This is a genomic window from Frankia sp. CeTa3Moorea (genome assembly GCF_978021225.1).
This window is the reverse complement of record NZ_CDXDOR010000003.1, coordinates 70234-82838: the sequence shown is the minus strand read 5'-3', so window position 1 is coordinate 82838 and position 12605 is coordinate 70234. Positions and strand designations below refer to the sequence as shown.

Sequence of the window (12605 nt, the reverse complement as noted above, 5' to 3'; positions counted from 1 at the left end):
ATGGTGCTCACGCCGAGGTCGGCGGGCGGCTGCCCAGGACCCGTTGCATCCAGGCGGTGGGATCGACCAGCTCGGCGCGGGTCGGCAGCGCCGCCGGTGACTCCCAGACGGTGTTGAAGCCTGTCACCCCGGCCTGCGCGACCACCGCACGCACGAACGCCCCCCCCTGGCGGTACTGCTGCAGCTTGAGATCGAGACCGAGGAGCCGGCGGACGAACCGGTCGATCGGCGATCCCCCGCCGCGGCGACCCTCGAACTTCGTCCGGATGTCGGCGACGGTGGGTACAATCTTCGGCCCCACCGCGTCCATCACCTGGTCGGCGTGGCCCTCCAACAACGTCATGATGGCCTGGAGGCGGTCGAGAACCGCTCGCTGGGCCGGGGTCTGCAGCGCCTCCACGACGCTCGGGCTGTCGGCTCCCCGGTCGAACACCGCCCCGCGCAGCGCGCTCATCGCCGAGCGGACGCGGTCCGCGAGGACGTCCGGATCGAGGTCCGTGGCCTCAATGAACGCGGTGATCTCGGACTCCAGGTGGGTCCGCAGCCACGGCACGGCGGTGAACTGACTGCGATGGGTCTGCTCGTGCAGGCATACCCACATCCGGAAGTCCCGCGGCACGACCCCCATGGCTGCCTCGGCGTGCGCGATGTTCGGTGCGACCAGGCTGAGGCGCCCGACCGACCCCGGCACCCCGAGCGACCCGGGCACGTTGAGCGGACCCGGATCGTCCCTCCCGGCCTGGTACTCCTCCGGCGGCAGGAAGACCTCGTACTGGCCCAGCACCTTGCCGGCCAGATAGGCCAGGGCTGTGCCGATCTGGACCCCCGTGACCCGCCGACCGACCGCCGCGGCGAGGTTGCCGCGCTGCTGTTCGGACAGTTTGTCCAGCAACGGGGAGGTCAGCACCCGCAGACCGGCGACGTTGGAGCGGACCCACTCCGGCCGGTCCACCACGGTGATGGGGGTGGCTGGCCCGGCGGGAGTGAGCCGGGTGTAGTCCTCGACGTGCCGCTCGGCCTCGACGGCCAGTTGCCGCAGCTCGGAGACGACCTCGCCGGCCTGCTCCCGCGAGATCTGCGGGCCGGGGCGAACCAGTTTTCTCGCCGTCGTCACGGCGAGTTCCCAGTCGACCAGCTCGGCGTCCACGAATCTGAGCGTACCGGGCTCGCCTGTCGTCCGCGTCCGGTCATGGACCGTGCCGAGAACGGGACGGGACGCGCCGGGGGGCGCCGACGGTCCCGCTCGGGCCGACGGTCCCGCTTAGGCCGGTGGGCGCGATGCTGCCGGTGGGCGCGATGGTGCCGGCGGGATTGCCGCGGTCGTCGACCGGGCCGGGGTGCATCCGCAGCCGGCGAGCGCCGCGGCGGCCCGGTCGAGGGCGGCCTTGGTGCCGCCCGCCTCTTCGGCGGGCGAGAGGAACGTGAAGAGGAGCAGCCTGCCGTCCGCGTCGACGAGCTGGCCCGCGAGGCTGCTGACGTTGTGCAGAGTGCCGGTCTTCGCCCGGACATCGCCCGCTCCGATGGCGGTGTCGCCAGTGGTGTAGCGGTCACCCAGCGTACCGGAAAACCCGGCTACCGGCAGCCCCGTGAGAACGGTGCGCAGCGCCGGCCGACCGGGGAGGACGGCGGCGCGCAGGATGGCCACAAGGGTCATGGGCATGATCAGGTTCGCGATGGACAAGCCGCTCACGTCGGCCAGTGCCATCCCGGCGACGGGGATGCCTGCCTCGGCGAGGACGCCCCTCACCGCGTGGGTGGCGCCGGCGAACGAGGCGGGCAGGCCCCGCCGGTGGGCGACGAGCCGTCCCAGGCTCTCGGCGAGATCGTTGTCTGACTGGGTGAGCATGCGTTCGACCAAGACCCGCACCGGAGGGCTGTAGACCGCCGCGACCCGCTGCGCGGCCGGGTCCGCCGGGCCGGTGGCCACCGATCCGACGGATATTCCGGCGGTCGTGAGCGCCGCGGCGAAGGCCGTGGTCGCGGCGGCGGCCGGGGTGGGGCTGCGCGGTCCGGCGGCTCCCGGTGCCGACCGTCCGGCGTCGACCTCCAGCGCCGAGACCGGGGCGACGTCCCCGTCGGTCACGTAGTTGTCGCGCCATCCCGGCGCCCGGTCCGGACCGACGAACAGCCCTCCGTCGCCGATCACCCGAGCCGCCGAGGTGATACCCGCGGCCCGGACCTGAGCGGCGAGATCGCTCAGCCGGGCCAGGGCCGGATAGCCGTCGGGCGCGGTGGAGGCGGTCAGGGTCGGATCCCCGCCGCCGACGAGCCACAGTGTTCCGCCTGATGCGCGGGCGTTCCCGCCCGCGGGCGGGCTGTAGACCACCGTGGTCCGCAGCCGGTCGTCGGGGAAGGTGGTCAACGCGGCGGTGGCGACCGCGGTTTTCAACGTGGAGGCCGGTGCCACGGGGATGCGGGACCGGACGTCAAGGAGCACCCGACCCGACTGCGCGTCGACGACGAAGGCCGCGGGCCGCGCCAGGACGGGATCACCCAGCGGACCGGCGAGGCGGGCCGCCACCGCCGCGGGCCGCGGGATCGGCGCGGCCGGATCGAGACCGCCGAGTACCGCGGTGCCCGCGCGGTCGGACCCGCTGCCGGCGAGCTCCGCGGCTGACCCGGTGGTGGGACCGACGGACAGGGACCCGGCGAGCAGCGCGCCGGCCAGGGCGGTGAGCCCCCCTACCCGGGCGACCGGTGCGGCTGACGTCACTAACCGACACTACGCAACCAGCGGGCGGTCGGCGACGGCGCGCCGGGTGAACCCGGATCCGTCGCCGCGGGCATGCCCGGCGGTGTCCCGCCGCGGTAGGACACCAGGGTTTGCAGTGGGACACCAGGGTTTGCGGCGGGATGCCAGAGGTGTCGTGCCGGCGGGCGGCACTGGTACGAAGAACGCCCCACCGGGCGTGTCGCCGGTGGCCATCATGGTTCCGGCGCCCGGGAGATCCGGCGGTGGAAACGTGGTGGTGCCGACGGTGCGGTTCGGGTGGGAGGCGGCGTCCGCGACACTAGGTGCGCCGTCGTGGGTGTGATGCCTCGTTGCGGTCACTGGAGAGTGGGTGGCCCGCGCCCCGGGCGGGGCACATCCGCCGCCTGGCAGAGCACGACGTACGGCACGAGCACGACGTACTGCGCCATGAGCACGGCACGGCTTGAACGAGCACCATGTGACAAACGGCGATCGCCCCGGTGCGGACCGGGCGAAGACGAAGGAGACAGGGAGCGGAGTGGACCTTGAGTTCGATGTGACCATCGAGATCCCCAAGGGGCAGCGCAACAAGTACGAGATGGATCACCACACCGGCCGTATCCGGCTTGACCGGATGCTGTTCACCTCCACCCACTACCCGTCGGACTACGGGTTCATCGAGGGAACCCTCGGGCGCGACGGTGATCCGTTGGACGCCCTCGTCCTGCTGGAGGAGCCGACGTTCCCGGGCTGCCTGGTGCGGTGCCGGACGATCGGCATGTTCGAGATGACCGACGAGAAGGGCCCGGACGACAAGGTTCTCTGCGTGCCGGTGGCCGACGTCCGGCAGGAGCACCTGCGGGATCTGCGGCACCTGCCGGAGTTCGACCGGTTGGAGATCCAGCACTTCTTCGAGGTCTACAAGGACCTCGAGCCCGGTAAGTCGGTGGAGGGCGCCTCCTGGGTGGACCGCAAGGAGGCTGAGCGGGAGATCCTGGCGTCCATCAAGCGGCTGCGCGAGGCGGAGGCCGGGGAGGTGGACGGGCACGACCAAGAGGCCGAACCCAGGTCGGCCTGATCCCTCCGTCCGGTTTGTGGTATCCGTAACGACCTGTCCCACGTCCCAAGCGGGGTGGGACAGGTTCAGGAACCCACGGGACGAGCCCAGAGCGATGCAAGTTGACAGGTCATGGACCGGTGAGCTGTGAGACCATGATCCCTGTTAACTGGGCCATGCCCTGGTGGGAGGGGGAGCGAGCCGGAGGCGGGGATTGAACCCGCGACCTATCGCTTACGAGGCGATTGCTCTGCCACTGAGCTACTCCGGCGAACGGCCAGGATCACACTGGCCCGGGTCGAGTATGCCAGATGCGTGGGCGGGCTCGACCCGGCGGTGGTCCGGTGGTTGTGCGCGGGCCGAGATGCCCGCCGTCGCCCCGGATCCCAGCCCTCCACGGTGACGCCACCAGCGGCGGGCACGTTCTGGAAGGCCTCCGTCTCAGGCTGTCATGGCGAGGGATGCGCTATGTCGCCAAAATGGCCCTGAGTCGGCAAATTATTCGCTTTATGTTACATTTGGCTAGCTTTGGATGCTGCAACACCGTAAATCACCACCCCCGGTCGCAGTGGTTCCGGTGAGGATGCGTAGGGTTTCGCACCATGACCGGGGCCGGAGACGCTGCACCAGCAGCGACGACGCGAGGAGCCTCGCTCCTCGTCGCTGAGGACGATGAGGCATCTCGCATAGCACTTGCGCGCAGTCTGGAGAGATTCGGTTATCGGGTGCTGGAGGCCGCGGACGGCGAGGCCGCTCTTCGGCTCTTCCAGACCACCGAGATCGATCTGGTGGTGCTGGATGTCGCGATGCCCAGGATGGACGGCTTTGCCGTCCTGAGCCGCCTCCGCCAGACCAGCGAGGTTCCGGTGATCATGCTCACCGGGCGGGCCGAGGAGGTCGACCGGGTGGTCGGCCTCGAGCTGGGCGCGGACGACTACGTCGTGAAGCCCTACTCGCTGCGAGAACTGGTGGCCAGGGTGCGTGCCCGGCTTCGCCGGCGGCCGGCGGAACCGCCGCCGCAGCGCACCGGGGACGGCAGCGACCCGCTCGTCTACGGAGACGTCTCCATCGACCTGCGGGCCCGCGAGGTCGCCGTCGCCGGGGAGCGCATCGATCTGACCGCGCGCGAGTACGAGCTGCTGGCCTTCCTCGCCCGGCATCCTCGGCGGGTCTTCAGCCGGGAGGAACTCCTCGAGCAGGTGTGGGGCACGCGGTTCCAGGACCCCGCCACCGTCACCGAGCACGTCCGGCGGGTACGAACCAAGGTCGAGGGTCGTCCACCGCAGCGCCGGCTGGTCACGACCCTGCGCGGGATGGGCTACCGCTTCGACCCGTGACGTCCTCCCCGCCGGGCCGTCGTTTCCCCGCCGGCTGTAGAGGTGCTGTCCGGGGGGGAGCATCCCGCTGGGCCGCCGGGGTAAGCGGCGTCGTGGACCTGCCGGGAGGCGCAGGCATCCGCGCGGTCGCACGAGGTCCGGCCCCCGCCGTCGAGAACCACGACCACCTGCTGGCGCGGAACATCGTGCCGCACGACCCGGCCCGCACCGTGTGGGGTCGTCGCCCGGTCTCCGACCGCGGGCACGGCTTCGGCGAACTCCTCGTAGAGGGGATGTTCGTAACGCAGGCAGCACATCAGCCGGCCGCATGCCCCGCTGATGCGCATCGGATTGAGGGCGAGGTTCTGCTCCTTGGCCATCCGCAGGCTCACCGGCTCGAAGTCGTTGAGAAAAGTAGCGCAGCACAGGTCGCGGCCGCAGGAACCGATCCCGCCTTGAACCCGGGCGCTGTCGCGGGCGGACAGTTGCCGTAGCTGGACCCGTGCCGCCAGCGTCCGGTTGAGATCCCGTACCAGCTCACGGAAGTCGACGCGGCCCTCCGCGCTGAAGTAGACCGTGTAGCCGCCGGTGGCCATCACGTGGTCGACGCCGACGATCTTTATCGGCAGGTCATGCTCACGGGCCAGGCGACGGGCCGCGACGCGCGCCCGGGCGCGCCGGCGCCGGGAGACCTGCTCGCGCTGGATGTCGGACGCGTCGGCCATCCCGACGAGCACCGGCAGGTCGCCGATGTCGTCGCTGACCCACTGGGGCGCCCACATGCAGGTGGCGACCTCGGGGCCCTCCTCGCTGGGGACGAGCACCCGGTCGCCGACCCGGGGGCTGCAGGAACCAGGATCGGCATAGTAGAGCTTGCCTCGTGGGGAGAACGCCACCGCGCACATCATCGGCATCCGACCGGTCACCTCCCTGCGCCCGCCCGCCGGGTCCCGCCCGGGCGGACATGGTCGAACGGCATGTCCGCGTCGCGATCAGGATATGCCCGGCCTTCCGCCCAGACAGGCCATTACGCCGGTTCGTCCCCACCGCCGGTCGCCGGTCGCCGGTCGCCGGTCGCCGGTCGCGGATTGCGGGTCGTCAGGCGTCGCGTAGTGCGAGGGTGAGCGACTCCACCGCGAGCAGCGGGACGAGGCCGGGATTCCTGGCCAGCGACGCCCGGGTCGTGAGGACGGCCTCCAGCCGGCGCAGTGTCTGTTCCGGAGCGGAGGCCGCGGCGTAGCCGGCGGCCTCGACGCAATGATCAGGATGGATCGCGTCGACGCCGGCGCCGAGCTGTTGGACCAGGACATCCCGGTACAGCCCCGCGAGGTCCACCAGGGCCCGGTCCAGTGCATCGAGGACGGTGCGGCGACCTCGGCTCTTCTGGGTCCGCTCCAGCTCCTTGAGCGCCCCCGCGGCACCCCGCACCACCATCGTCCGGCCCTTGGCCCCCGCCTTCGGGGCCCGCGCGGACCTGGACGTCCCGCCGACCGCCGTGGCACCGACGCCGAGTGCGGTCTTCAGCGCCTCGGTCTCCACCTCGTCGCGTTCCGCATTCGCGGCCTCCGCGTCGGCGTTCGCCGCGTTCACCAGATCGGCCGCCGCGGCCAGGCAGCCACCGACCTGGCCGAGCCGGGCCGGGATACGCAACACTGCCGCCCGGTTGGCCCGGACCCGCTCATCCGTGGCGAGCCGGCGCGCCAGGGCCAGATGACCCTGGGAAGCCCGCGCCGCCGTCTCGGCGACCTGCTCGTCGACTCCCTCGCGAACCAGCGCGTCGCGGACGTCCGCGGCCGAGGGCAGCCGTAGCGCGACCGTCCGGCAGCGGGAACGGATGGTGGGCAGCACGTCCTCCACGGAGGGGGCGCAGAGCAGGAACACCGCCCGATCCGCCGGCTCCTCGAGGGCCTTGAGCAGGGCGTTCGCCGCGGCCTCGGTGAGCCGGTCCGCATCGGTGATCAGCAGGATGCGCCAGCGGCCGGCCGTCGGGGCGCTGGCAGCGTCGCGTACCAGCGCGCGCACGTCCTTCACGCCGAGCGAGAGCCCTTCCGGCTGCACGGTTCGCAGATCGGTGGCCGTGTCGGTGAGCACGGTGTGGCAGCCGGTGCACTCGCCGCAGCCCGGCGGCTCGTTCTCGCAGGTGAGGCTTGCGGCGAAGGCACGCGCCGCGTCCTGGTGACCTGCCCCGGCGGGTCCGGTGAACAGCCACGAGTGCGTCATCCCGGCACGGGCGGCGGCCGGCGCGCCGCCTCCACTCGCGAGCCCGGCACTCGCGGCGGACGCCGCGGACGCCGCGGACGCCGCGGCGCTCAGCATCGCGACCACCGCGTCCTGCCCGACGAGCGTCTCCCAGATCGTCACTGGGCCATCATCCCCAAGCCGCGTCGGTCCGGAGCGCATCGGTCAGAGCACACCGAGCGGGACGGCCAGCCGATCGATGCGGCTGGCCATGAACGAGCGGATCTCGGCGTGGATCTCCTCCGGTGACCGCGTCGCGTCGAGCGGAAGATAACGATCGGGCTCCTTCTGCGCCAGCCGGCGGAACGCCTCGCGTACCCGGCTATGGAAGGTCAACTTCCCGGCGTCGTCCGCCTCGGCCGGGCCGTCCGGCGGCCCCGGCGGCGGACCGGGATACGCGGCCATCCGCATGCGGCGCAGGACGATCTCTGCCGGCAGATCCAACAGGACCGTGACGTCGGGAAGCAGCGGGTGCGTCGCCCACTGGGCGAGGACGGACAGCTCGTCGGTGCCGATGGCCCGGCTCACGCTCTGGAAGGCGATGAACGAGTCGACGTAACGATCGGTGATGACGATCGCTCCCCGGGCCAGCGCGGGTTCGATCACCCGCGCGACGTGTTCAGCGCGGTCCGCCGCGGTCAGCAGCGCCTCGGTCCGGGCGTGCAGCCGTACCGTCGGGTCGAGGAGCAGTTCCCGCAGGCCCGCTCCCAGCGCGGTGCCGCCGGATTCGGAGGTCACCACCACCTCCCGGCCGGAGGAGGCGAGCCACGTCCGCAGCAGCTCCACCTGGGTGCTCTTGCCGGCGCCATCGACGCCCTCGATCGCGATGAACAGGCCGGCGTGGCGGGGACGTACGGCCGCCGGCTGCCGGCCGCGCAGCGCGTTCCACAGCTCGGGCCAGACCGCGGCTCCGGTCGGGTCGTCCATCTGCCGATAGGCGAACAGGCCGACCGCGACGGCGAGCAGCCCGCCGGCGAGCAGGACCGCGGTGACGCCGTCCGCGCGGACGTTGATGTCGCCCCACAGATGGATCTCGTGCGAGCCGATGAGGCCAACGAGCCCGGGCGCGGCGGCGAGCACGAGCAGCAGGTCGATGCGGACCAGCGACTGCACCAGGGCGAAGGTGCGCCCCCGCAGCTCGTCGGAGACCTCGGCTTGGAGCAGGGTGTATCCGGTCACCCAGGCCACGCCGGCGAACGCCCCCACCGCGACCACGAGGATGCAGGCGATGACCAGGTTCGGGATGATCGCGACGATCACCAGGGTGATACCCGCCCCGGTCACGCAGACGCCGAACAGGCGAGTCCGACTGTAGTCGCCGAGCAGCCTGGGACCGGCGGCCATGCCGGCGGCGAGGCCGACGAACACCGCGCCGAAGAGCACCCCGTACGCGGAGTCGCCGCCGCCCAAGATCTCGACGTAGAGCCGGCCGAGGGCGATGACGCAGCCGGCGCCGGCGAACCCGCCCAGGATGCCCACGACGAGTCCGCGGACCAGTTTGTCCTGGCCGACGTAGCGCCATCCCTCGGTGATGGAGGCCAGGAACCCGGGCTCGGGGCCGGTCTCCGGCCGCGCGGCCCGTCCGATGCCCTTCAGTCCCCAGATCACGATTGCCGAGCCGAGGAACGTCGCCGCATTGAAGTACAACGCGAGGTCGACCGAGGAGTCATGGAAGAACGACACGCTGGAGCCGAGCGTCCGTGAGATCGTCGCAAGCATTGTGAAGATCGTCGCGGCGATCGGGGCCGTGCCGTAGGTCATGATCAGGCTGAGGGTGTTGGCGGCTGCGAGCTGCTCCTTGGGGACCAGGTGCGGGACGCTTGCGTCCTTTGCCGGCGCCCACACCAGGGTGACCGCCTCCACCAGGAACGAGGCGATGAGCAGCCACTCGAGCGTTCCGATGATCGGGATCGACATGAACAGCCCGAACCGCATGACGTCCGTCACGACCATGGTCAGCCGGCGGTCCAGCCTGTCGGCGAGGGCACCGGCGAGTGGGCCCAGGATCAGGGCCGGCATCAACCGGACGATCAGCAGCGAGCCGATGGCGTACGCCTGCCCGGAGAAGCTCTCCTGGAGCTGGGTCACCAGTGCGGTCGTTGCCAGCAGACCCATCCAGTCACCCAGGCTGGACAGGCTGAGCTGAATCCACATCCGGCGGAACGCGGGGATTCGCAGGACGGCCCGGATGTCGCTGTCGCCTCCGGCGGCGATGGCGGACGGCAGCGGCGGCGAGGGAACCGTCGTCACCGGATGCCTGCTCGGCGAGCGGCGGGCCCGCGGTCGCCGGACGGGCCGGGGTGGGCGCCGCCCGGCGTCCCGATGCCCGGCTGCATGGTCGGTGGCCACAGGGTCTCCTCCGGACGTCTCGACCGGGGCGGTGGACCTGCCGGTCACATCGGACGACCCTGTGTCACCAGGTGTGGACTCCAAGTCGCCGACAGTGAACGCCGTGACCTCGGAAACCACCCGGGGCGCGTCCGCTTCTCCAGGTTCTCCAGGGCTCCCACCGATCGGCAGCGCCATCAGTCCGTCCGGCGGGTGCCACTGGACGACGAGCTACCGGAGCTACCGGAGCCATCGGAGCTACCGGAGCCATCGCCGTCGTCCGTCACCGTCTGGGCGGTCTTGGACCTGGCGGTGCCGGTCTTCGCGGTGCCGGTCTTCGCGGTGCCGGTCTTCGCGGTGCCGGTCTTCGCGGTGCCGGTCTTCGCGGTGCCGGTCTTCGCCGTACCCGGCTTGGCCTTGGTGGTTTTCGGGCCGGTCTTCGCGGTGCCCCGGGCAGAACGCTTCGCGGTGGCCGGTCCGCGGGCCCGACGGTCTGCCAGCAGCTCCGCGGCACGCTCATCGGTGATCGTCTCGACCGTGTCGCCCTTGCGCAGACTGGCGTTGGTCTCACCGTCGGTGACGTAGGGGCCGAACCGGCCCTCCCGCACCACCATCGGCTTGCCGCTGGCCGGGTCGGTCCCGAGCTCTCGCAGCGGCGGGCTCTGCGCGGCCTGGCGCCGACCGCGGGCCTTGGGCTGGGAGAGCAGCACCAAGGCCTCGTCCAGGGTCACGGTGAACAACTGATCCTCGGATTCCAACGACCGACTTTCGGTGCCTTTCTTCACATATGGGCCATAGCGACCATTCTGGGCGGTGACCTCCTCCCCGTCCTCCCCCGCACCCAGAATGCGCGGAAGGGTGAGCAACCGCACGGCGTCGTCGAGGGTCAGCGTCTCCAACGACATGCCACGCAGCAGACTGGACGTGCGCGGCGGGTCGGTGTCGGTGGTGACGTAGGGGCCGAAGCGACCCGCCTTCGCCGTGATGGTCGCCCCCGACGCCGGGTCGATTCCCAGCACCCGGTCGCCACTGGGCGCGGCCAGCAGCTCCAGCGCCTTGCCGACGGTGAGTTCGTCCGGTGCGAGATCGTCCGGCACGCTGGCACGGCGCTCCTCGTGCTGGACGTAGGGGCCGTAGCGGCCCACCCGTACGACCAGCAGGGTGCCGTCGTCGGTCTCGCCGAGGGGGATCGAGTTCACCTCGCGGGCGTCGATCTCTCCGAGCCGCTCATTGACCAGATGCTTCAGTCCGTCGGCGGCCGGGTCGGTGCCGTCGCCGGTTCCGAAGTAGAAGCGGGTCAGCCAGTCGGTCGAGGCGGCCGTGCCGGCGGCGATGTCGTCGAGGTCGTCCTCCATCGTCGCGGTGAACCGGTAGTCGACCAGCCGGGTGAAGTGGTCCTCCAACAGGCCGACGACAGCGAACGCGACGAAGCTCGGCACCAGGGCCGAGCCCTTCTTCCACACGTAGCCGCGGTCCTGGATGGTGCCGATGATCGAGGCGTAGGTGGACGGCCGACCGATCCCGAGCTCCTCGAGCGTCTTGACCAGGCTGGCCTCGGTGAAGCGCGCCGGCGGGCTGGTGGTGTGCCCGCGGGGGGTCAGCGAGCGGGTGGTCAGTGGGTCGCCTTGGCGTACGTCCGGCAGCCGCCGCTCCCGGTCCTCCAGTTCCGCGTCTGGATCGTCGGCGCCCTCGACGTAGGCGCGCAGGAAGCCGGGGAAGGTGATGACCTTCCCCGATGCCGAGAACTCGGCGTCCTCCCCGGTGGACGAGGTCGCGCCGAGCCGGATCGTGGCGCTCGTGCCGCGGGCGTCCGCCATCTGGCTGGCCACCGTCCGCTGCCAGATCAGCTCGTAGAGCCGGTAGGAGTCGACGTCGAGCTCGCCACGAACCTCACCCGGGGTCCGGAAGTGGTCTCCGGCGGGTCGGATGGCCTCGTGGGCCTCCTGCGCGTTCTTGACCTTCTTGGCGTACGTGCGGGGGCGTGCCGGCACGTACTCCGGCCCGTACAGGCTCGCCGCCTGCGCGCGGGCCGCGGTCAGAGCGGTCTCGGACAGGTTCGTCGAGTCCGTCCGCATGTAGGTGATGTAGCCGTTCTCGTACAGCCGCTGCGCCACCTGCATCGTGCGCTGGCTGGAGAAACGCAGTTTACGGCCGGCCTCCTGCTGCAACGTCGAGGTCATGAACGGCGGGTACGGCGAACGGCGGTAGGGCTTGGTCTCCACCGAGCGCACCGTGAATGCGGCGTCGGCGAGCCGCTCGGCCAGCGACCGGGCGGCGGCCTCGTCCAGCCGCGTCACCCCGGAGGAGACGAGTTGCCCCGTCGGGGAGAAGTCACGACCCGTCGCAATCCGGTTGCCGTTCAGGGCGACCAGGGTCGCCGGGAGCGGGGTCTTCTCGACCCCGTCGCCGCGGGCGGATCCGGCGCTGGGTCCGCCCGGCCCGGACCCCGGTGTGCCGTCCGCGTCCGACCACGCCTGGCGGGCGACGGTCGCTCCGAACAGGCCCTCGATGTTCCAGTACTCCGCCGAGCGGAACCGCATCCGGGCACGTTCCCGCTCCACCAGGATGCGGGTCGCCACGCTCTGGACCCGGCCCGCCGACAGCCTCGGCATGACCTTCTTCCACAGCACGGGAGAGACCTCGTAGCCGTAGAGGCGGTCCAGGATGCGACGCGTTTCCTGAGCGTTGACCAGGTTCGCGTCGATCTCGCGCGGATTGTCGACGGCCCGCTGGATCGCCTGGGGGGTGATCTCGTGGAACACCATCCGCTTGACCGGCACCGTCGGCTTCAGCGTCTGGAGCAGATGCCAGGCGATGGCCTCGCCCTCGCGGTCCTCATCCGTCGCGAGGTAGAGCTCGCTGGCGTCTTTCACGAGCGCCTTGAGCTTGCTGACCTGCGGTTTCTTGTCCGGCGTCACGATGTAGAGCGGTTCGAAGTCGTTGTCGACGTCGACGCCGAGCCGAGCCCACGGCT

8 protein-coding genes and 1 tRNA gene are annotated in these 12605 nt (G+C 71.2%); 2 read left to right on the top strand and 7 right to left on the bottom strand.

The window, feature by feature from the left end; translation table 11 throughout:
• Positions 1 to 7: 7 nt before the first annotated feature.
• Both AC08OV_RS01380 and dacB read right to left on the bottom strand, forming a co-directional pair.
• A complete protein-coding gene (locus AC08OV_RS01380; RefSeq protein ID WP_476612420.1) occupies positions 8 to 1147 on the bottom strand; it encodes a zinc-dependent metalloprotease in 1140 nt (379 codons plus the stop codon).
• A 114-nt stretch (positions 1148 to 1261) separates the two neighbouring features.
• Positions 1262 to 2713 (bottom strand): D-alanyl-D-alanine carboxypeptidase/D-alanyl-D-alanine endopeptidase, encoded by a 1452-nt coding sequence (gene dacB, locus AC08OV_RS01375; protein WP_476612421.1) that lies wholly within the window; start codon positions 2711 to 2713, stop codon positions 1262 to 1264.
• Between the two features lie 517 nt (positions 2714 to 3230).
• Here dacB and AC08OV_RS01370 point away from each other — a divergent pair.
• Positions 3231 to 3770, top strand: coding sequence for an inorganic diphosphatase (locus AC08OV_RS01370; protein WP_476612436.1), 540 nt, complete (start codon positions 3231 to 3233; stop codon positions 3768 to 3770).
• Positions 3771 to 3948: 178 nt separating this feature from the next.
• On the opposite strand, the gene AC08OV_RS01365 is transcribed toward AC08OV_RS01370, so the two are convergent.
• Positions 3949 to 4020, bottom strand: a tRNA-Thr gene (locus AC08OV_RS01365).
• A 331-nt stretch (positions 4021 to 4351) separates the two neighbouring features.
• Here AC08OV_RS01365 and AC08OV_RS01360 point away from each other — a divergent pair.
• Positions 4352 to 5086 (top strand): response regulator transcription factor, encoded by a 735-nt coding sequence (locus tag AC08OV_RS01360; RefSeq protein ID WP_011438663.1) that lies wholly within the window; start codon positions 4352 to 4354, stop codon positions 5084 to 5086.
• On the opposite strand, the gene AC08OV_RS01355 is transcribed toward AC08OV_RS01360, so the two are convergent.
• The 4 genes from AC08OV_RS01355 to topA all read right to left on the bottom strand — a co-directional run.
• Positions 5068 to 5979, bottom strand: a complete 912-nt coding sequence (locus AC08OV_RS01355; protein WP_476612422.1) for a PSP1 domain-containing protein — start codon at positions 5977 to 5979, stop codon at positions 5068 to 5070. The two genes, AC08OV_RS01360 and AC08OV_RS01355, sit on opposite strands and share 19 nt — an antisense overlap.
• Before the next feature lie 184 nt (positions 5980 to 6163).
• On the bottom strand, positions 6164 to 7426 hold the full coding sequence (locus tag AC08OV_RS01350; RefSeq protein ID WP_476612423.1) for a DNA polymerase III subunit delta': 1263 nt from the start codon (positions 7424 to 7426) through the stop codon (positions 6164 to 6166).
• Positions 7427 to 7468: 42 nt separating this feature from the next.
• The gene (gene tmk, locus AC08OV_RS01345; RefSeq protein WP_476619160.1) at positions 7469 to 9457 is read right to left on the bottom strand and encodes a dTMP kinase; all 1989 of its coding nucleotides are present in this window, start codon (positions 9455 to 9457) and stop codon (positions 7469 to 7471) included.
• Between the two features lie 371 nt (positions 9458 to 9828).
• The coding region (gene topA / locus AC08OV_RS01340; protein WP_476619155.1) for a type I DNA topoisomerase at positions 9829 to 12605 on the bottom strand (2777 nt) is incomplete at its 5' end.

What these genes read in the sequence shown, in the direction of transcription:
- AC08OV_RS01360 (WP_011438663.1), top strand. Translation starts at nt 4,352, where the DNA reads ATGACCGGGGCCGGAGACGCTGCACCAGCAGCGACGACGCGAGGAGCC.
- AC08OV_RS01355 (WP_476612422.1), bottom strand. Translation starts at nt 5,979, where the DNA reads ATGCCGATGATGTGCGCGGTGGCGTTCTCCCCACGAGGCAAGCTCTAC.
- tmk (WP_476619160.1), bottom strand. Translation starts at nt 9,457, where the DNA reads ATGTGGATTCAGCTCAGCCTGTCCAGCCTGGGTGACTGGATGGGTCTG.